The following is a 20808-nucleotide window of genomic DNA, read 5'->3' as shown; positions in this document are numbered from 1 at the left end:
AACCACACTGCATTTTTCTTGTAGGAAAGTGCCAATGAAAATCATTATGGCAAAAACTTATTAACTTTCGCCCATTACAGTGCAGCTTGATGATTGTTGGCAATCAACCAAAATCGATAAGTTTATTAAGCCTGACGATTCTGGCTGAAACATGGTGTATTTGAGTGTTATGCGTAATATAAAATCTTTTACTTATGATAGTTACAAACAAACAATTAAGGCTGATCCGACCCAAAAGTCGGATGGAAAACCTATTTCAAAACCACTTTTGCTAGAATCGCTGGCAGATTATCCACCCATTTGGCGGCAGGCCTTTGCATTGGCGGAAAATGTTCGTTTTACGCGCACGCCAGATATCGAAATTATTCGTAAAAAAGCTGAAAGCGATCCTGCTTATGCTGAACAATTGCAAGCTATTTATGAGCGTCAGCAAAAAAAGCCGATTATAATTGGCGGCAGTGAAATCGAGCCAGGTGAGGAAGATTTTGAATCTTTACTTAAAACCGAACTTCCAACCGCTGATTTGTTGAATATCAGTCAAGCCCCAGAAAATGCGAAGGAAATTATTACCGTTGAGGTTCAATCAACGACTGAAGCCCAATCACCACTTGTTAATCAATCAATACAACTCGAACGGCCGGAAAGTGATACCATGCTTGCGAATAAAATAAACACCATCGAAACACCGGCAACAGTTGAAACTACAACCCCTGTTACAACTAATGCACCAGTTGCGAATAATAAGATTGAGGCTGTCAAATCCGAGCCAATAGCCATTTCAGATTTCGCCTTTTTCGAATTTGGTCCATTTGATATTGAACCAAGCAATCAACAAACTGATATGGTTGCAGAGGCACAGATAGAGCTTGAAAATGAGCCGCAAGCACCGCAACCATCCATTACCGAGCTTTTCCGTGTGCTTGAATGCAAGTTTTCAAAATCTGGCCGTATGGAAGCTGTTGAACAGGCTAAAGCAGCCGCAATTCATGTACCTGACAATCAAGAAGCCGCAGTCGCAAATATTGAAGCTGAATCTCAAGTCGCAATTCCAGCAAATGAGTTTAACGAAGATGTTGTTGGTGACATAGATATTGAGACCGTAGCTGTTAATGAAGGTGCAGCCCTTATTGATGTGCCAGCATCTGAAATATTAGAAGTTGCATCAACAGAAGATCAAGCTATTCAGTATTCTCATGCATTTGCTAGTGCCAATGATAATAATATGGATTTTGATGCAATGGATTGCATCGAAAAGGCTGAAAGCATTGAAAAACACGAAAAAGCAGCAGATCATATTGTTGCCGTTGAAAATCCCCTTTCTGACGCAGCCTTTGTTGAACAGACTTTAGCCGCAGATGACGACATCATCGCCATCGAAGCGGAAAGCCATGAAGATATTGAAACTGCAACCAATATGGTTGAAGTTGAAACCATTGAAGATGATGTAAAGGCCGATGAGCCAGAGCACATGCCAACTAAGAGTGTGGCGATTACACCTCGTCACGTTACCGACCTACAGTCGGGCTTGCGGATAACTAAGCAAGCAACCGGTCATGATTACACATTCCCATCCGTTGATTTGTTGCAGCCACCTGTTTACAAAGATGGTGCGGTAATCTCACAAGAAACTTTAGAACGTAGCGCTGGACTTTTAGAAAGCGTTTTGGAAGATTTCGGCATCAAGGGTGAAATTATTCATGTCCGCCCAGGTCCTGTCGTTACACTTTATGAATTTGAGCCAGCTCCTGGTGTAAAATCCTCACGCGTTATTGGTCTTGCTGATGATATTGCCCGCTCAATGTCAGCTGTATCGGCTCGTGTTGCGGTTATACCTGGCCGCAACGTCATTGGTATTGAATTGCCAAATGCTGTACGTGAAACGGTTTTCTTACGCGAAATCGTGCAGTCAAAAGCCTTTGAAACATCAGAGTTTAAACTTGCTTTAGCTCTTGGTAAAAATATTGGTGGTGAACCGGTCATTGCAGAACTTGCAAAAATGCCGCATCTTTTGGTTGCAGGTACCACTGGTTCTGGTAAATCTGTTGCCATTAACACGATGATCCTATCGCTTTTATATCATCTTACTCCTGATCAATGCCGTTTGATCATGGTTGATCCTAAAATGCTTGAACTTTCCATTTATGATGGTATTCCGCATTTGCTTACCCCTGTTGTAACAGATCCTAAAAAGGCAGTGACCGCGCTTAAATGGGCCGTACGCGAAATGGAAGATCGTTATCGCAAGATGGCAAAATTAGGCGTTCGTAACATTGATGGTTTTAATGAACGTGTGACTGAAGCCCTTAAAAATGGTGAAACCATTATGTGCACAGTACAAGCAGGCTTTGATAAAGAAACTGGCGAGCTTCTCTACAATGAAGAAGCTATGGATCTTAATCCATTGCCTTACATCGTCATTATTGTTGACGAAATGGCGGACTTGATGATGGTTGCTGGCAAAGAAATTGAAGGGGCTATCCAACGTCTTGCCCAAATGGCACGCGCCGCTGGTATCCACTTGATTATGGCAACCCAGCGTCCATCCGTTGACGTTATTACTGGTACAATCAAGGCCAACTTCCCAACCCGTATTTCGTTCCAAGTAACATCTAAAATCGATAGCCGCACCATTTTGGGCGAGCAAGGCGCAGAAACGCTTCTTGGCCAAGGTGATATGCTACATATGGCTGGCGGCGGCCGCATCGTGCGTGTTCATGGTGCATTTGTTTCAGATAGCGAAGTTGAACATATTGTTTCCCATCTTAAAACCCAAGGCACACCGGATTATCTTGCAACGGTTACCGACAGTGAAGAAGATGAGCCAGAAGATGATAGCGACAATATCGCAGAACTCGTTGCTAATGCTGGTGATGATGCTGAAGAGCTTTACGTGCAAGGTGTAAAAGTGGTTATGCGTGACAAAAAATGCTCCACCTCTTATATTCAACGCCGCCTCGGTATTGGCTATAATAAAGCCGCAAGCCTTGTTGAGCGCATGGAAAAAGAAGGCCTTGTTGGCGCGGCAAACCATGTTGGCAAGCGTGAAATTTTAATCAATAATCATTAAGATTAAAATGATTTTTAAATAAAAAAAGGCGGGGTTCATGCCCCGCCTTTTTTATTTTATCTGAAAATAATCAATTACCTCGGTAGGTAGAACATCCAAAGGGACTTAGCGGTAATGGAATGTGAGGATGATCGACTTTTTCATTGAAGGTAAAGATAACTGGCACTTTTGGAAAAAATGCTTCTCGGTTGTTTTCTTTAAACCATTTTTAAGTTTGAAATGTCACCTTGTAAATTCCAGAAAAAATTTCTTTTCTAGGAGGATAAAGGGCGGTGATACGGCTATTCTTGTTGGCCGTTGCGCTATTTAAAAGTTCCCATTTATCACCATTTAATTTTTTAACGTTGACTTCAATGTTAGGCGAGGGCAGAGCGGCAGTTAAGTTTAAAACATGCACACTAAGTGGATTATCGGCAGCTAAAACTAGGCCGGTTATAAACAGAAGAAAAGACCAATTATTGATGTTACTAATTTTATCATGTGTCGCCTAATCTCTGATTAATTAAATTTTTTAAATAAATGTGCTCGCTATTAACCATTATAACCTATTGATACAAAAATCTTGACCAACGTAAAAATTACTTGAGATGAAAAAACTGCTTCAACATGTTCCTATAAAGTTTCGCGATGAAAATTGCGCCTTATGCACATTCTCAATTATTTCATTTGGGTTTTTAATTATCATGTCATGTGTAAAAATTATTCTGAAAATTCCAACGGTAAATCATAATAGAACCACCAACCTTCTGCAAAATAAAGTAAAAGTTTTTGTGTGTTGGGGCAAATAAATATAGTCTTATCTTTGAAAAAAGGAGTATTGAAATTTTTATGAAACTGACGAACAAAAACCTCAATTAAAGAATAATTTATTTCAAATATAATATTATTATCAAGGGAATAATCCTCTGTGTATATAAATACGTTCCCAATTAAATATTTTTTAATATTTAATTTATCCAGTAATTCTATATCGCTTTTAGAAGAATAATCATCTATCCTACATATTTCATGGAATTTTTTAACTTGATCTATTTTTGAAAAAATACTTATGTCATAGCCAATATATTTTTTTAATATTTTATTAGCATCAGAAAAAATAAGGCAAATATAGTCTACGTCAGTCATTATAATCCACACTATCATCAGCAATCAGAAGCTACGTTATATCCATTTCAATTTTCAATAAAATATTTATCGTGCATTTTTCGCCGCTTTTTCCGTTAAGAACTTCTATCTTGATATGTAGTCCTTCATGATTAGTTATATGCCGATTGAGATTAAATTTTTATCATGATTAAAAAAGCTAATAAAAATGTAATATCTTTTCACATATCTAACCAGTTTGAAAATGAGTATTTACTCCCTCATTTAATCGATAAATACTATTTCGTTCAACTTAATGGGATCTGCCCCTAGTAATCGATTATCATTTCAATCAGTTTCATATTGAAAATTAATTCCTACCGCAATTAATTCACCGTTGTGTAGTGATGGATATAAGGCTACGAATATCTTTGTAATTATCTGCTTGCTAGCTTTTAGCAATGCTCCGCATATGAGATATTGGGCTGCAAAGATAAGGAAAACATTTTACACCAAAGTACGAATTTAAAAAAATCTAAGTTAATATGAAAAGGTTTAATCAAAAACAACTTTTCCTCTTTTTTGTCTAAATTCATTTTTTATATCATTTATAAGTTGTTCTTTTTCCTCTTCAGTAATTTCTATATTATCAAAAGGCTTTTCCCAATTCTTTATGCTGTTAACGTAAACTATAAATTCAAAATTTTCCGTTGGGGGAAAGCATAATTCGCCTTCAATATAAGCTATTTTATTTGCTAATTTTACCCTTAAAGAACCTCGTGATATTTGAATAATCATTAGTTTCTTCTTACAAAAATATTGTTTCTATATCCATTTAAAGATCAATTGTAATGATTTTATTTACATTAGCGGTATCAATCAGATTGGACAACTCCATATTGGTTTAAATATTTAGTAGACAAAGTAATTGAATAATAACAGCTCTTGCTAGTCCAGATAAATCTTCCATACTCGTCGTAAAAACGCAAACGGGGGCTTAATGACAAATAACAATTTTTGGTATGTTTAAACAAGATGGACAAGTTTATAACGAAATTGTGCCAATTGCTCGAAAGAACGTTACAGGGCGTAATATGTGGTAAAGTAGATTTTGCCTTGATAATAAATTTAGATGGAGCGCGCCGGCCTAATGCTTTGGTCGATTTTGTGGATTGGTCAAAGTTTGGTTTAGAAAATTCAAAGCTGATCTTTTAAAAACGTATTATATACGCATCAAAAAATGGAAAACGAGTTTAAACATACGCTTTTGTGATAAGGAGAAACCGCGAAATAATAACTAGCATTAAACTTGCGTAGTTAGTCATATTCATTTTCAAGCGAATGTTAGAATAATTCGGCAAAAAGTGTTTTTAAAAGCAATATCGCAATCTTCTACCTGTAATATTTTGTTGCAAATGATGGGTTAGTGTAAGCCATCAATTAAAACAATTACATTGTGTAACATTGAATATTTAAAAAAATAAAAAAGCGGAGTGATTTTGTATCACTCCGCTTTCCATGTAATTAAATTGACAGGCTAATTAATGAGGTTTGCCTGTTGATGTCACTCTAAAATCAAGCTTATCTAAAATTGCAGGTAGGTCCGCCTGCGAAATTAATAAATCAAGTAGGCTAAGCCCAGCCGGTGCTTTTGAAACGATATGGATATTAACGGTGCCAGGGTTGTCCACAAAGCTTCCTAAGGCCTCAGAAATCGCATTTGCATCCTTATGGTTTTTCAAAAGTGCTGGTGGGCTTTTAACTGCGATTTCACGTATGTCGGCACGCAGATTGGCTTCACTCACGCCGCCATATGGTGCACCAGATTTAATGATCCGTTCAAATGCACCATAATCGCTAAATGCAATATCTAAACTTTGCAAGGTAATGCCTGAAGCCACCATAGTCATTTGAAGCAAATCACCCGAAAAAAATGCGGGGGCGACGTTTTTAAATTTACCTGATATTTGGGCTTGTCCCATATCTTTGCCGGTAAAACTTAATTCGTTAATATTTAACGAATTGTCATCACGGTTCCAATTTAGGCTCATGACAAAGGAAAGATCCATCTGGGCATACCCCATATCTCTTAGTGTCTGGATTTCTTTACTTGGCAAGTCGGCTAAATCAAAAAGAACGTTGTCAGCTTTGATCAAAAGCGATTCTGGAATGACACTGTTCCAACTGCTTGGGGTTATTTCAAATGATCCAACGGACAATTTGCCACTTGCTGTATCAACGACAAGATTTTCTAACCTTCCATTTATTTTTGCGATATTTTGAAGCAATTGCACAAGTGTTTTGGTTGCAGTACTGCGCTCTTCTTTACTCGCATTGCTATTTTTTAAAACAGCCATTGCAGCTTTGGCTTGTCCAATAGGGTTTTGTCCCAAGTTGCGCAAGGAAAAGCCTTCAGTTTTAAGTGCGCCTAAACTAGCATGAAACTCTTTGCCATCGCTTAATCCTGCATCTAACTTTACGTTCGAAAGATTTAGAGGGCCAAATAAATCCACTACGGATTGATTTTGTGAAAGAGTATTTTCTAAGAAACTGTAGGCTGAAGCAACATCAATATTTTTTGCACTAGCGGCACCGCTTTCTATGCGTAAGCCGGACAGTTCACCTTGTGTGAAGTTTGATGTGGTTTGCATTGAATCAAAACCGATAAAGGCGATTTTTCCCTTATCAAGATTATCAAGCTTAAAACCTTTTATAGTTGCTGTTTCCTGTGCACCATTTAAGTTAGAAACAAGATTAATATCACTTGCGCGTATAGAGGACAGGCCAATTTGCATCAACATTTGCAACTTTTTTGACTGAATTGTCACATCCTTGCCATTTTGTACAATGCCATCGACATGAAGCTGCGGAATTTGCAAGCTTACTCCACCATGCTCAACCTTTACATCATAAAGATCGGCAACGCCTTTAAAACTGCTAACAGGTGGACGGGCAGATATTTCCCGAACTGTAATAATTGTTCCATCAGAAAGGGGAATTCGTACTTTATAAAGATTAGCCTTGCCGGTTAATCCAATGCTCCAGCTTTCTAATTCAACGCCATATTTATTGATTTCTTTATTAACGAAATCATTAATCTGCGGTCTTGCAACAACAAAAGCAACCCCGCCAATAACAACCAAAACAATGATTATCCCAAACAGGTAGATAAAACTACGCAATATAAATCTTTTTAGCCAATTGCCAACAGATGCCATGTTGTTCTCTCATTTAGAAGTAATGGATATACGAAAATAATGGAGATGAGCCTCATACTCTAATCTCATTATTTGAATTTTTGCATTTCCATGTTAATATGGTTTTACTATGATAATAAATTGCTTTTAAAACAATTTTATACCTATTTTCAAGCTGCAACGGTTTTATAAACCAATATTAAGGCATTAATTACCTATATAATAAATTAACTTGGCCAAAAATAATGGTTTCATAATTCTGCGGCTTACCGTTAAATCTAATTAATTTGATAGATGGAGATAAGGGCGCGGGCTAATTTTTAGTTGCTCGACCTAAAAGACATCTTTTGCAGACAAAAATAGATGTTATTATTTTTCGTCTTAAAGATCATATTTAAACTTAGTTATCCATGCTAATTATTTTTTGAATTTTTTGTGGCAATGGATAAACAGCTTCTTGCGGTAATTGTTGCAATAGTTCGTCTTCTTTACCCGCATCGAGTAGCTTTTTCATTTGCTTTACTTGCGACGTAATATCGCTAATGGCAACAATCCACTCGTTAACATATTTTTCAAGCATTGCCCCAGATATGCCAATTTGCAGTGAGCGGTGGTCTTGCGGTTTGCTGTAAATATCGCGCTCAGGATCCCATTGAATGCGTATAGGGCTAATTTTTAACTGTTGATTCCACTCGTCATGGGATTGATGATGCTCAGCGTCAAAATGGCTAAGGCAGGAGTGGGAAAGCGCATATTCAAACCCCTCTCTGGTAATATCAATTGCTAAAACCCGTTGCTGCCCAACATCTTTTTCCGCCCAGCCACAGCGATACATCATCCACAAAAAGGATGGTTTAATCCATGTCATACGGGTAAGGCTAAAGGGGGGAGAGCTAAAAGTCCCTTTTTTGATTGCTGCATCAGCAATACCATTATTAAAAGCTTGATATACACGAATAGTGTTTTGGTTAAAAATTGCACGAATTTGTCGTTTGTTCATTATTATTAAATTTTTTTAACTATTTTTATTATTGTTTAGTTTAGCAAGTTAGATTTTTTGCCCTAACTTGCTTTTAAATTCTATAGAACATCATAAATATCGCAATATATAAATGTAAAATCAGTATTTTAAAAAAAATATGTCTTATTTTTCTAACTCTTTGATCATGCTTAATACTTCCGCACTTGCTTTATCTAATGCAGTTGCATCCTTACTTTTTATGACGAGTTCAACAGAAAACGGATTTTCTTTATTTTCTGAAAATTTGGGGTAAGAACCGATAATTGTTTGTGGGTTGGCTTTTTGTATTTCGCCTAGTTTTTGGCTGATGACACCTTCACCAAAGGGGCAGTTAATTGAAATGGATTGAAAAGGTGTACCTTTATCTAAACTTGGCAAAATTGCATTGAGCATCGCATTAAAAACATTGGGAACGCCGGCAAGTACAAAAACATTGCTAATTTTAAAGCCGGGTGCTGCTGACACCGAGTTTGCTATTAAGCTTGCTCCTTGCGGTGTTCTTGTCATCAAACGGCGGGCAGGGGTAAAAGGCACATCACGCTCTTTATAATAATCACTAAGAATCAATTCGGCTTCGGGATTGAAAATACAAGGAAGATCAAAAGCCTTTGATATTGATTCTGCGGTAATATCGTCATGGGTTGGCCCTATGCCGCCACTGGTAAACACATAATCATATTGGGCTCTAAGAGCATTAATGCCAGCAATAATTGCAGTGTCTTCGTCGCCGACAATACGTACTTCTTTTAATTCAATTCCGACTTGAGTTAAAGTTTCAGCAAGGAGCGCAATATTTTTGTCTTTTGTTCTGCCTGAAAGCAATTCGTCGCCAATGGCAAGCATGGCAGCTGTATATGAATAAGTTGAGTTATTGTTCATGGTAATTTCCTATGCAGCTCAATAAAATTGATTCTGTTTGTTATTGCCATTTTGTCGTTACATGATGTGAGGGCAAACTGCCCCCAATAGTCCCGTGATAATTAGCGGCGGTTTAATATTTCTTTGGTTGAATAGACATTTAAATGGCTTGGGCGGTCATTACCATTATAGAATCGAACTAACCAATGGGTTCTTGTCGCGCCACCAGCAGTTATTCCAGCATTCAATCCGTTGGGGGTAGATGCACCAGCGTCACCAAAGCCATTGGGATTGCGACCATAATCTACGGTAAAACGTGGCCTGCTTGATGATTCTGGCCGTTTTGTCTCAAGGGTGAAATAATCAAAGCCTCGTCTTTGGGCAATTCCGGCAGCCCTTGTTAAAGTTTGCGGTTGAATGTCACCACCATCATAAAAACGGCTTTCAAATTCTGCTGACGTATTATCAGGTGATAGTTGCGCTGGTAACGTGCTATTGCAGGCAGTTAAAACTGCGAGCGCTGAAAAAAGAAAGCCGAGTTTTTTCACTGTAAATTCCTCATCTGTTTAAATATCCATCATATTCATTAAATTATGAAACTCTATTTAAAGAATCAAATAAGAAATTAAGTAGATAATAGTGTGTTTAAAGTTAGGCTTTAAGCAGGATATTACGCTTTTGCTTAAGTAACGAAAAAACTAGCTGCTGTAGATTTATTTTTAAACCTTATGGAAATTGACCATTGTAACTAAACAAGCGGATATAAAGCCAAGTTATTGCGAAGCAGCTGGTAGTAAAATTACTCTAAGATTTCAAAGTGGAAATAATGGTGGGCGATGAGAGACTCGAACTCCCGACATCTTCGGTGTAAACGAAGCGCTCTACCAACTGAGCTAATCGCCCTTTTATAACTTTCTATTTCTTACATTTATAATAAGAAATAATGGTGGGCGATGAGAGACTCGAACTCCCGACATCTTCGGTGTAAACGAAGCGCTCTACCAACTGAGCTAATCGCCCCCGTTAAGGGTAGGCACTCTCTAATTGATAGTTTTGCAAAGTGCAAGCAAAAAAAATGAAAAATTGCATTTTTTTGTAAATTTTAGAAAAAAACGAAGAAAAGTGAAATTTGTGTCGATTTTCTAAAATATGTGGTTGACGAATCCATTTTAACCTTTTAAACGGTGCCAACGCCAAACAAATAGCTGTTGTTTAAATAGTTTATTGGCTTGGTTGATAAGTGCGCGGGTGTAGCTCAGTTGGTTAGAGTGCCGGCCTGTCACGCCGGAGGTCGCGGGTTCGAGTCCCGTCACTCGCGCCACTTAACCTTTCAAAAATGTTTTTTGATTAATTGGGTTTGGTGGCTTTGCTGCACTGTTTAATCAATGGCTGATTGTTCTCTTTTCCTTTATGTTTAGTTTTACTATCTATTGGCTTAAGTTGGCTGGTGTTTTTGCCTGCTTTTTGCGCCCTATTATATAGGTTAATTCTCATTCATTTTATCTTGGTTGTTTTTTGCTATCCTCGCAAACTGCATTCCTGTCTACATTTAACGTTTTGGTGAAAGTCATTATTATTCAAAAGGCTTTCTTAGTATTTTATGCCTTTTGTTATGGGGTGAGGTAGTGGCCGTTTGGCTGACTGTGGCATTTAACAATAAAAAATGGATAAATTGAAATTATTTCAATTAAAGCGCTTGACTTCTTTGTTTGAACGTCTTAGACACCGCTCACGCCAGATGAAATGGTGATGAAAATTCGATAATAAGAAAGTTCAGTAACTAACGGTTTCGTCAAATGCGCGGGTGTAGCTCAGTTGGTTAGAGTGCCGGCCTGTCACGCCGGAGGTCGCGGGTTCGAGTCCCGTCACTCGCGCCACTAAACTTTAAGTTTAGTGGCGCTATTAATTTTCCCTACATAAAATAATATGTTATGATTCTGGTTCATGCTAGCTTTGTTACTTTTTGCTTTAGTTGCAATATTGGCTCATTGTAGCTTTGCTTGTTCAGTTAATGTTTTGTGGTGATTTCTATTTAGCGCTTAATGCTATCCGCTCATCTTGCTCTTGTAAAAGCGTTTAGATTTAACTCTGGTAATTCCACTTGTTCTATTTAATTTGTCATTACTCCATCGGGTGGTGATATTTGCAAGGGAATGCAAAATGAGCAGCTACCTATGCTGTGACTATCATCTAAATTGTAACAAATTGAGTTGAACTTGTGTTAGAATGATTCTATGGTTGCATCATGATTTTTGCTTAAATTTGCTAGTTTTGGCGAAAATATGGTGGCTTCTCAATAAAGTGAAGATTAGTGTCTTGTATCTTTAGTTTGAGAAACCATATTGAAAGATATTATAGCAAAAATACCGTAAATTCTATGGTGTTAGGGAAAAGTTGAGTTGTGAAGTAGGGTTTTTAGATAATTCTGTTTCATCTGTTAACAGTAAGCAAAATGTCGCATAAATTATCTTTTTTGTGATAAAACTATTGCTTGTTTGTGTACTCTGCGTTAACCCTTGCGACAAATTTCGCGCAGCATGCCCTTGAAGCTGTTTGGGCGAGGAAAATGTCTAAAGAGATTCTTTGGTGCACTGAGCTGTTTTCTTAAATGCAAAGTGTTTAATGGCGTTGCCTCGTTTGAAAAGGTGTTAAAGGATATGCCTGATATTCTGATGAATTACCTGCCTGTATTGATATTTATTATAGTATCATTGGTGATTGCAGGTGCTTTGTTGATTATGCCCTATATTGTGGCTTATCGTTCGCCCGATCCAGAAAAATTATCTGCTTATGAATGTGGCTTCAACTCGTTTGATGATGCGCGCATGAAATTTGATATTCGTTTTTATCTTGTTTCAATTCTATTCATTATTTTCGATCTTGAAGTAGCTTTTCTTTTCCCGTGGGCGGTTGCTTTCCGCGATATCGGGATGTTCGGGTTTTGGTCAATGATGCTGTTTTTAGGCGTTTTGACTGTAGGCTTTATCTATGAATGGAAGAAAGGGGCTCTGGAATGGAATTGACCGGAAATAAGACTTTGGTCGCGCCGCAGCCTAAAGGAATTATTGATCCTAATACTGGCAAGCTTATTGGTGCTGACGACAAGTTCTTCCAGGATATTAATGCCGAGCTTTCTGATAAGGGTTTCTTGGTTACATCGACAGATGCGCTCGTTACTTGGGCGCGTACTGGTTCATTGATGTGGATGACCTTTGGTCTTGCTTGCTGTGCAGTTGAGATGATGCATTGTTCAATGCCGCATTATGATAATGAGCGTTTTGGTTATGCTCCGCGCGCTTCACCGCGCCAATCAGATGTTATGATGGTTGCTGGTACGCTTACCAATAAAATGGCTCCCGCATTGCGCAAAGTTTATGATCAGATGCCTGAGCCGCGTTATGTGATTTCAATGGGTTCATGTGCAAATGGTGGTGGTTACTACCATTATTCCTATTCGGTTGTGCGTGGTTGTGATCGTATTGTTCCTGTAGATATTTATGTTCCTGGTTGTCCTCCTACTGCTGAAGCGCTGCTTTATGGTGTGCTTCTATTGCAGAAGAAGATACGCCGTACCGGTTCGATCGAGCGCTAGGAGAGTATTATGGCTTCTGAAGCAATTGAAGATCTCAATAGCTATCTTGCTGAGCGTATAGGTTCTAAGGTGTTGAGCCAAGAGATTGCTTATGGTGAGTTAAATCTTTTGGTTGATCCTGCCGAGCTGCTTGGTGTATTGACATTCTTGCGTGACGATGTGCAGTGTCAATTCATCTGTATTATTGACGTTAGTGGCGTTGATTTCCCATCGCGTGAAAAGCGCTTTGATGTATCTTATCATCTTTTGTCACCACGTCAGAATCTGCGCATTCGCGTTAAGGTTCAGGTCAGTGAAGATGAAGATGTGCCGTCAGCTTTCAGTGTCTATCCAGGTGCGGATTGGTATGAGCGTGAAGTTTACGATATGTATGGCGTTTTGTTCTCAGATCATCCAGATTTGCGTCGTATCTTGACCGATTATGGTTTTGAAGGACACCCATTGCGTAAAGATTTTCCAACCACTGGTTTTGTAGAATGTCGCTATGATAATGAAGTAAAGCGGGTAGTTTATGAACCCGTTGTTCTTCGTCAAGAAATGCGCAGCTTTGACTTTTTGTCGCCTTGGGAAGGTACAGATTATGTTCTGCCTGGTGATGAAAAAGCAGGAGAGCGCAAATGAATCTAGGTCAGCCAGAAGAAAGCACTTTCATTCGCGAGGGTAAATGTCTTTGTGGTGATGTGCATTTTAAGGCAAAGCTATCTGGTATAGATGTCGGCATATGCCATTGTCATATGTGCCAGAAAATGTCTGGTGGCGTTTTTATGTCCCTAGCGGTTGATCCAGCGATTGAAGTGCTGGGTAATGTTGAATTTTCAGTTTATCCATCGTCTTCTTGGGGCGAGCGGCTGTTTTGTTCATCATGTGGAAGTTCGCTTGGTTGGCGTATGCGTGATGGATCAATGGTCTATTTAAGTGCTGCTGCATTTGACGATCAAAGTGGTTTTGAATTGAAAAGTGAAATTTATTACGACGAAAAACCGCATTTTTATGAATTTGCAAATGAAACGCGTAAGATGACCGGTAAGGACATTGAGGCGCTCTTTTCAAACGGAGGGATTTGATCGTGGCTGAGGTCAATGTCCGTAATTTTAATATCAATTTTGGTCCGCAGCATCCAGCAGCGCACGGCGTGTTGCGCTTGGTATTGGAGCTCGATGGTGAAGTGGTAGAGCGGGTTGATCCGCACATTGGGCTTCTGCATCGCGGTACAGAAAAGTTGATGGAAACTAAGACCTATTTGCAAGCAGGTCCCTATCTTGATCGTTTGGACTATGTTGCGCCAATGAATCAAGAGCATGCCTATGTGCTCGCCATTGAAAAAATGCTCAAAGTTGAGGTGCCAAAGCGTGGCCAGCTCATTCGTGTGCTTTTTTCCGAAATTGGTCGTATTTTGAACCACCTTCTTAATGTTACCACGCAAGCCATGGACGTTGGTGCTTTAACGCCACCACTTTGGGGCTTTGTGCAGCGCGAAAAAATGATGGTATTTTATGAGCGCGCTTGTGGTGCTCGTCTTCACGCCAATTATTTCCGTCCAGGTGGTGTTCATCAAGATTTGCCAGAGCAGTTGGTTGAAGATATTGGCGCATTTCTTGATCCGTTTCTTGAAGCGCTTGGTAATTTGGATGCGCTTATTACACCTAATCGTATTTTCAAACAACGTAACGTTGATATTGCAACGGTTTCGCTTGAAGATGCATGGGCTTACGGTTTTTCTGGAGTTATGGTGCGTGGCTCGGGCGCGGCTTGGGATTTACGTAAAAGCCAACCTTATGAATGCTATGAAGAGATGGAATTTGATATTCCAGTCGGTAAAAATGGCGATTGTTATGATCGTTATCTTGTCCGCATGGAAGAAATGCGCCAGTCAGTCCGTATCATTCGCCAATGTGTCGAGCGCTTGTTGAGTTCAGAAAAGACTGGCCCTGTTTCGAGTGTTGATCAAAAAATTACCCCGCCAAAACGCGGTGATATGAAGCGTTCAATGGAAGCGCTTATTCATCACTTCAAACTCTTTACTGAAGGTTTCCACGTTCCTGCGGGTGAAGTTTATGCAGCAGTGGAAGCGCCAAAAGGCGAATTTGGTGTCTATCTCGTCGCAGATGGTACCAATAAGCCATATCGTGTTAAATTACGTGCGCCGGGTTATGCACATCTACAGGCAATGGATTTCTTGTGTAAGGGTCACATGCTTGCAGACGTTGCTGCTATCCTTGGTTCCCTTGATATTGTTTTTGGAGAGGTTGATCGCTAATGTCTGTTCGCCGTCTCGCTGATGAATCTGTACAGCCCGATACATTTGCTTTTAATGCTGAAAATATGGCATGGGCTGAAAAAACCATTGCTAAATATCCAGAAGGTCGCCAGCAATCGGCGGTTATTCCTTTGCTCATGCGTGCGCAAGAGCAAGATGGTTGGGTCACACGCGCGTCAATTGAGTATATCGCTGATTTGCTCGGTATGGCTTATATTCGTGTTTTGGAAGTAGCAACATTTTATACGCAGTTCCAGTTAAAGCCAGTGGGTACAAAAGCCCATGTGCAAATATGTGGTACAACTCCTTGCATGCTTCGCGGTTCAGGTGAACTGATCAAACTTTGCAAGAATAAGATCAACGAACATGCATTTGAAACCAATGCAGACGGCACGCTTTCATGGGAAGAGGTCGAATGCTTAGGCGCTTGCGTTAATGCACCAATGGTGATGATTTTCAAAGATACCTATGAAGACCTAACACCAGAGCGTTTAGAAGAAATTATTGATGCTTTTGAGCGTGGTGAAGGTGCGTCAGTCCCTGTTGGGCCGCAAAATTCACGCAAGTCATCAGAACCAATCACAGGATTAACGTCATTGCTTGATGGTGATCAGGTAAAAGCTCAAGCTGTAAAGCCTAAAGAGTAGTTATGCTAATGAGTGAGATTGCTTTAAAAGCCGATGGTTACGGACGGAAAGGAATAGGTGAGACATGCTAGCTGATAAATCGCATATTCACCAATATTTACGGATTAAAAGACACATCTCTTAAAGGTGCAATGTCTCGTGGCTGTTGGGACGGCACCAAAGGCATTATCGAAAAAGGTCGTGATTGGATCATCAATGAGATGAAAGCATCTGGTTTGCGTGGCCGTGGCGGTGCGGGTTTCCCGACTGGCATGAAATGGTCATTCATGCCAAAGGTCAGTGATGGTCGCCCTCATTATTTGGTTGTCAATGCCGATGAGTCCGAACCTGGTACGTGTAAAGATAGAGAGATCTTGCGTCACGATCCACATACTTTGATTGAAGGCTGTGTTATAGCAACTTTTGCAATGGGCGCTCATACTGCTTTTATTTATGTACGCGGTGAATATATTCGCGAACGTGAAGCGCTGCAAGCAGCTATTGATGAATGCTATGATGCAGGACTTTTGGGTAAAAATCCAAAACATGGCCATCCTTGCAATATTATTGTGCATCATGGTGCCGGTGCTTATATTTGTGGTGAAGAAACTGCGCTGCTTGAAAGCTTGGAGGGCAAAAAAGGCCAGCCACGTTTGAAGCCGCCATTTCCAGCTAATATGGGTATTTATGGTTGCCCTACAACCGTTAATAATGTTGAATCCATTGCAGTTGCGCCAACAATTTTACGCCGCGGTGCAGAATGGTTTGCAGCTATTGGTCGTCCTAATAATGTGGGCACCAAATTATTCATGATTTCAGGTCATGTAAATACACCATGCACCGTTGAAGAAGCTTTGGGCATTACTTTCCGTGAGCTTATTGAAAAACATGCCGGTGGTATCCGTGGTGGATGGGATAATTTCTTAGGCGTTATCCCAGGCGGTGCATCTTGTCCTGTCGTTCGCGGCGAAGCCATGATCGATGTGATCATGGATTTTGACGGTTTAAGGGAAGTTAAGTCTTCTTTTGGTACTGGCGGCGCGATTGTTATGGATAAATCGACCGATATTATTAAAGCTATTTGGCGTATTGCAGCATTTTTTAAGCATGAAAGCTGTGGCCAATGTACACCATGCCGTGAAGGTACTGGTTGGATGATGCGTCTTTTGGGGCGCATGGTTGAAGGGCGCGCGCAAAAGCGCGAAATAGACCTTTTATTTGATGTGTCTAAGCAGGTTGAAGGGCATACGATTTGTGCGCTCGGTGATGCTGCTGCTTGGCCTATTCAGGGGCTTATTCGTAATTTCCGCCCTGAAATTGAAAAGCGGATTGATGAATATACCCATAATGCAGTGCAAAGCCGTAATATTGCGCTTGAAGCTGCTGAATAGTTTTTTTGGTTTAATTTCTAGGATAGGCGGCGAGGCCGCCGGTTTGGAAAAACGATGGCAAAGATCATAGTTGACGACAAGGAGATCGAGGTTCCCGATCACTATACGTTGCTACAAGCAGCGGAAGAGGCCGGAGCCGAGGTGCCCCGCTTTTGTTTTCACGAGCGTTTGTCTATCGCCGGCAATTGCCGCATGTGTTTGGTTGAAGTAAAAGGTGGGCCACCTAAGCCACAGGCTTCCTGTGCAATGGGCGTAAAAGACTTGCGCCCCGGTCCTAATGGTGAGCCACCGCAGATCTTTACAAAAACACCTATGGTAAAGCGCGCGCGTGAAAACGTCATGGAATTTCTTCTTATCAACCACCCGCTTGATTGCCCCATTTGCGATCAGGGCGGCGAGTGTGATTTGCAAGATCAAGCAATGGCTTATGGTCGTGACTTCTCACGTTATCAAGAAGATAAGCGTGCGGTAGAAGATAAATATATTGGGCCGTTAGTAAAGACAGTGATGACGCGTTGCATTCACTGCACACGTTGTGTGCGCTTTACCACCGAAGTTGCAGGTATTTCTGAGTTGGGGCTTATTGGTCGCGGCGAAGACGCTGAAATCACCACCTATCTTGAAAAGGCAATGACATCAGAGCTTCAGGGCAATGTTATCGATCTTTGTCCTGTTGGTGCTTTGACATCACGCCCATATGCTTTCAATGCACGTCCTTGGGAACTTAGCAAGACTGAAACTATTGACGTTATGGATGCGGTTGGTTCAGCTATCCGTGTTGACTCGCGTGGACGCGAAGTTATGCGTATTATGCCACGGGTTAATGAAGCGATTAATGAAGAATGGATTTCAGATAAGAGCCGATTCATTTGGGATGGTTTAAAAACCCAGCGTCTTGATCGCCCTTATATTCGCAATGGCCAAGGTCGGTTAATGTCAGCAAGTTGGCAAGAAGCTTTTGCGGCGATTAAAGTTGCGATTGATAAGGCAAATGCCACCAAAATTGGTGCTATTGCTGGTGATCTTGCGACAGTTGAAGAAATCTATTCGCTAAAATCATTGCTTAATGCGCTTGGTTCCACCCATTATGATTGCCGCCAAGATGGCGCAGCCCATGATCCAAAAGCGGGTCGCGCTAGCTATATTTTCAATACAACGATTGCCGGTATTGAGCAGTCCGATGCATTGATTATCATTGGTAGTAATCCACGTTTTGAAGCATCGGTTCTTAATGCCCGTATTCGTAAACGCCAAAGAAAGAGCGATTATCCAATTGCTGTGATTGGCGAGCGTGGTGAAATGCGCTATCCTTTCGAATATCTTGGGGCAGGGGAAGAAACACTCAGTCAACTTATTGATGGCAAGCTTTCATTCCTTGAAAAATTGAAAACTGCTCAAAAACCTATGATTATACTTGGTCAGGGTGCACTTAGCGGCGAGAATGGTGCTAATATTGCAAAGGCGGCTGCAAAGCTTGCTACAATTATTGGTGCGGTTAATGACGAGTGGAATGGCTTTAATGTCCTTCACACTGCAGCCTCACGCGTTGGCGGACTTGATCTTGGTTTTGTTGCCGAAGATAATGCAAGGGCAAAAGACGTAGTAAGTGATAGCGAAGTGTTATTCTTGCTTGGCGCTGATGAAATTGATTTGAATGCTAAAAAAGGCTTCACAATTTATATTGGTAGCCATGGCGATAATGGCGCGCATAATGCAGATATTATTTTGCCCGGTGCAGCTTACACTGAAAAATCAGGTATTTTTGTTAATACTGAAGGCCGCGTACAGATGACCAATCGTGCAACTTTTGCTCCTGGTGAAGCAAAAGAAGATTGGGCAATTTTACGCGCATTATCTGATGTTTTGGGTGTGCGTTTGCCTTATGATTCACTTGGTGCTTTAAGACGTAAGCTTTATAATGAGTATCCACACTTTGCCGCCATTGATGATATTCTGGTGGGTGACGTTAAAGATATTACCACTTTGGCTAATGGCTTTAAAACCCTTGGTTCAGCAAAATTCGTTTTACCTATACAAGATTTCTATCTTACCAATCCGATCGCACGCTCATCTGCTATTATGGCTGAGTGTTCGGCGCTTGCAAGCGGTCGCATTCCGCAAGCAGCAGAATAATGGTTACAAGAGGAAGAGTGATATAAAATGTTAGATTTCTTCTTGATGCAGATATTGTTGCCAATCGGGCAGTCGCTATTATTTATTGTAGCGCTGTTGGTTATCATTGCATTCTTGCTTTTAGCAGATCGTAAGATTTGGGCAGCGGTTCAATTGCGTCGCGGTCCCAATGTTGTTGGTCCATTTGGTCTTTTCCAATCTTTTGCGGATTTGATTAAGTTTATTGTTAAAGAACCTGTCATTCCAGCCGGCGCAAATAAAGGTATTTTCCTTCTTGCTCCATTCATTTCGGCAGGCCTTGCCCTTTGTGGTTGGGCGGTTATTCCAGTTAATGAAGGGTGGGCAGTTGCTGATATTAATGTCGGCATGCTTTATGTATTCGCTATTTCTTCGTTAGAAGTTTATGGTGTTATTATGGGCGGCTGGGCATCAAACTCCAAATATCCATTTCTTGGTGCATTGCGCTCTGCCGCGCAAATGGTATCTTACGAAGTGTCCATTGGTTTTGTGATTGTGACTGTGCTACTTTGCGTAGGTTCGCTCGATCTTACTCAAATTGTGCTTGCACAAAAAGATGGTATCGGCACTATGGCTGGTTTGCCATTTGCATCATTTCTTGATTGGCATTGGTTAGGTCTTTTCCCAATGTTCGTGATTTTCTTTATTTCAGCACTTGCTGAAACAAATCGCCCACCTTTTGATTTGGTCGAAGCAGAATCTGAACTTGTGGCTGGTCACATGGTTGAATATTCTTCAGGCCCATATCTTCTTTATATGCTTGGTGAATATGTTGCGATTGTTTTGATGTGCGCCTTGACTACGATTTTATTCTTGGGTGGTTGGTTGCCGCCGCTTGATGTTTGGTGGCTCAATTGGATACCGGGTGTGTTCTGGTTCTTGTTCAAAGTTTGCGCTGTATTCTTTATGATTGCGATGGTTAAAGCTTTCGTTCCACGTTATCGCTATGATCAGCTCATGCGTCTTGGTTGGAAAGTCTTCTTGCCTATTTCACTTGCAATGGTCGTGCTTACGGCTGCATTCTTAAAAATTACTGGTCTGGCATAGGAGTTTAAGATAATGTCAAGTCTTTTCCAAGCTGCTAAATCTTTATTGCTACTTGAATTGGTAAGTGCCTTTTTTCTTGCCTGCAAGCAATTTGTAGCACCAAAGCCAACCATCAATTATCCTTATGAAAAAGGTCGTATTTCACCACGTTTTCGTGGTGAACATGCGCTGCGCCGTTATCCAAATGGTGAAGAACGCTGCATTGCTTGTAAATTATGTGAAGCTATTTGTCCTGCACAAGCTATTACCATTGAAGCTGGCCCACGCCGTAATGATGGTACAAGGCGTACAGTGCGTTACGATATTGACATGGTAAAGTGCATTTATTGTGGTTTTTGCCAAGAGGCATGCCCAGTTGAAGCGATTGTTGAGGGACCAAATTTTGAATTTGCGACCGAAACCCGCGAAGAGCTTTATTATGATAAGGAAAAGTTGCTCGCTAATGGTGATCGTTGGGAGCGCGAAATTGCTCGCAATATTGCGCTTGATGCACCGTATCGTTAATAATTTAGTATAAC

At 40.5% G+C, this 20808-nt stretch carries 16 protein-coding genes, 4 tRNA genes and 2 pseudogenes; 13 read left to right on the top strand and 9 right to left on the bottom strand.

What is annotated here, in order from left to right:
• Nucleotides 1–169: 169 nt before the first annotated feature.
• A complete protein-coding gene (locus H3299_RS15670; RefSeq protein WP_246708045.1) occupies nucleotides 170–3067 on the top strand; it encodes a DNA translocase FtsK in 2898 nt (965 codons plus the stop codon).
• Nucleotides 3068–3137: 70 nt separating this feature from the next.
• Here the strand turns inward: H3299_RS15670 and uraH are convergent.
• The 9 genes and pseudogenes from uraH to H3299_RS08420 all read right to left on the bottom strand — a co-directional run bounded on the left by uraH (nucleotide 3138) and on the right by H3299_RS08420 (nucleotide 10246).
• Nucleotides 3138–3464: pseudogene (uraH, locus tag H3299_RS08460) on the bottom strand (hydroxyisourate hydrolase).
• A 302-nt stretch (nucleotides 3465–3766) separates the two neighbouring features.
• Entirely contained in the window at nucleotides 3767–4192 is a 426-nt protein-coding gene (locus H3299_RS08455; protein ID WP_182417257.1) for a hypothetical protein, read from the bottom strand.
• A gap of 513 nt (nucleotides 4193–4705) precedes the next feature.
• Nucleotides 4706–4948 carry an Imm74 family immunity protein gene (locus H3299_RS08450; protein WP_182417256.1) on the bottom strand — a complete coding sequence of 81 codons (243 nt, stop codon included), beginning with the start codon at nucleotides 4946–4948 and terminating at the stop codon, nucleotides 4706–4708.
• A gap of 743 nt (nucleotides 4949–5691) precedes the next feature.
• Complete coding sequence (locus H3299_RS08445; RefSeq protein ID WP_182417255.1) at nucleotides 5692–7368, bottom strand: hypothetical protein; 1677 nt, start codon at nucleotides 7366–7368, stop codon at nucleotides 5692–5694.
• Nucleotides 7369–7747: 379 nt separating this feature from the next.
• The gene (locus tag H3299_RS08440; RefSeq protein ID WP_182417254.1) at nucleotides 7748–8347 is read right to left on the bottom strand and encodes a DUF4291 domain-containing protein; all 600 of its coding nucleotides are present in this window, start codon (nucleotides 8345–8347) and stop codon (nucleotides 7748–7750) included.
• A gap of 144 nt (nucleotides 8348–8491) precedes the next feature.
• Entirely contained in the window at nucleotides 8492–9247 is a 756-nt protein-coding gene (locus tag H3299_RS08435; protein ID WP_182417253.1) for a competence/damage-inducible protein A, read from the bottom strand.
• 101 nt (nucleotides 9248–9348) lie between these two features.
• Nucleotides 9349–9774 (bottom strand): hypothetical protein, encoded by a 426-nt coding sequence (locus tag H3299_RS08430; RefSeq protein WP_182417252.1) that lies wholly within the window; start codon nucleotides 9772–9774, stop codon nucleotides 9349–9351.
• 279 nt (nucleotides 9775–10053) lie between these two features.
• Nucleotides 10054–10129, bottom strand: a tRNA-Val gene (locus tag H3299_RS08425).
• 41 nt (nucleotides 10130–10170) lie between these two features.
• Nucleotides 10171–10246 (bottom strand) — tRNA-Val (locus H3299_RS08420).
• A gap of 224 nt (nucleotides 10247–10470) precedes the next feature.
• Between H3299_RS08420 and H3299_RS08415 the strand changes: the two genes are divergently transcribed.
• The 12 genes and pseudogenes from H3299_RS08415 (at nucleotide 10471) to nuoI (ending at nucleotide 20794) form a co-directional block, all read left to right on the top strand.
• A tRNA-Asp gene (locus H3299_RS08415) sits at nucleotides 10471–10547 on the top strand.
• Nucleotides 10548–11026: 479 nt separating this feature from the next.
• Nucleotides 11027–11103: transfer RNA gene (locus tag H3299_RS08410), tRNA-Asp, on the top strand.
• Between the two features lie 780 nt (nucleotides 11104–11883).
• Complete coding sequence (locus tag H3299_RS08405) at nucleotides 11884–12249, top strand: NADH-quinone oxidoreductase subunit A (RefSeq protein WP_182417251.1); 366 nt, start codon at nucleotides 11884–11886, stop codon at nucleotides 12247–12249.
• Complete coding sequence (locus H3299_RS08400; protein WP_182417250.1) at nucleotides 12240–12818, top strand: NADH-quinone oxidoreductase subunit B family protein; 579 nt, start codon at nucleotides 12240–12242, stop codon at nucleotides 12816–12818. Before H3299_RS08405 ends, H3299_RS08400 begins: the two co-directional genes overlap by 10 nt.
• 9 nt (nucleotides 12819–12827) lie before the next feature.
• Nucleotides 12828–13439: an NADH-quinone oxidoreductase subunit C gene (locus tag H3299_RS08395; RefSeq protein WP_182417249.1), complete on the top strand. Its 612-nt coding sequence runs from the start codon at nucleotides 12828–12830 to the stop codon at nucleotides 13437–13439.
• On the top strand, nucleotides 13436–13882 hold the full coding sequence (locus H3299_RS08390) for a GFA family protein (RefSeq protein WP_182417248.1): 447 nt from the start codon (nucleotides 13436–13438) through the stop codon (nucleotides 13880–13882). Before H3299_RS08395 ends, H3299_RS08390 begins: the two co-directional genes overlap by 4 nt.
• Nucleotides 13883–13884: 2 nt before the next feature.
• Complete coding sequence (locus H3299_RS08385) at nucleotides 13885–15075, top strand: NADH-quinone oxidoreductase subunit D (protein WP_182417247.1); 1191 nt, start codon at nucleotides 13885–13887, stop codon at nucleotides 15073–15075.
• Complete coding sequence (gene nuoE / locus H3299_RS08380; RefSeq protein ID WP_182417246.1) at nucleotides 15075–15722, top strand: NADH-quinone oxidoreductase subunit NuoE; 648 nt, start codon at nucleotides 15075–15077, stop codon at nucleotides 15720–15722. The genes H3299_RS08385 and nuoE overlap by 1 nt, the downstream gene beginning before the upstream one ends.
• 64 nt (nucleotides 15723–15786) lie before the next feature.
• Nucleotides 15787–17092 (top strand): annotated as a pseudogene (nuoF, locus tag H3299_RS08375) (NADH-quinone oxidoreductase subunit NuoF).
• A gap of 54 nt (nucleotides 17093–17146) precedes the next feature.
• On the top strand, nucleotides 17147–19225 hold the full coding sequence (gene nuoG, locus H3299_RS08370; RefSeq protein WP_182417245.1) for an NADH-quinone oxidoreductase subunit NuoG: 2079 nt from the start codon (nucleotides 17147–17149) through the stop codon (nucleotides 19223–19225).
• Nucleotides 19226–19252: 27 nt separating this feature from the next.
• Nucleotides 19253–20290, top strand: coding sequence for an NADH-quinone oxidoreductase subunit NuoH (gene nuoH / locus H3299_RS08365; RefSeq protein WP_182417244.1), 1038 nt, complete (start codon nucleotides 19253–19255; stop codon nucleotides 20288–20290).
• 12 nt (nucleotides 20291–20302) lie between these two features.
• Entirely contained in the window at nucleotides 20303–20794 is a 492-nt protein-coding gene (gene nuoI, locus H3299_RS08360; RefSeq protein ID WP_182417243.1) for an NADH-quinone oxidoreductase subunit NuoI, read from the top strand.
• The last annotated feature ends 14 nt before the right edge of the window (nucleotides 20795–20808 follow it).

Source organism: Bartonella sp. HY038, from assembly GCF_014117425.1.
GTDB lineage: Bacteria > Pseudomonadota > Alphaproteobacteria > Rhizobiales > Rhizobiaceae > HY038.
The sequence above is the reverse complement of the archived record's forward strand: the minus strand, read 5'-3'. Positions and strand labels throughout refer to the sequence as shown.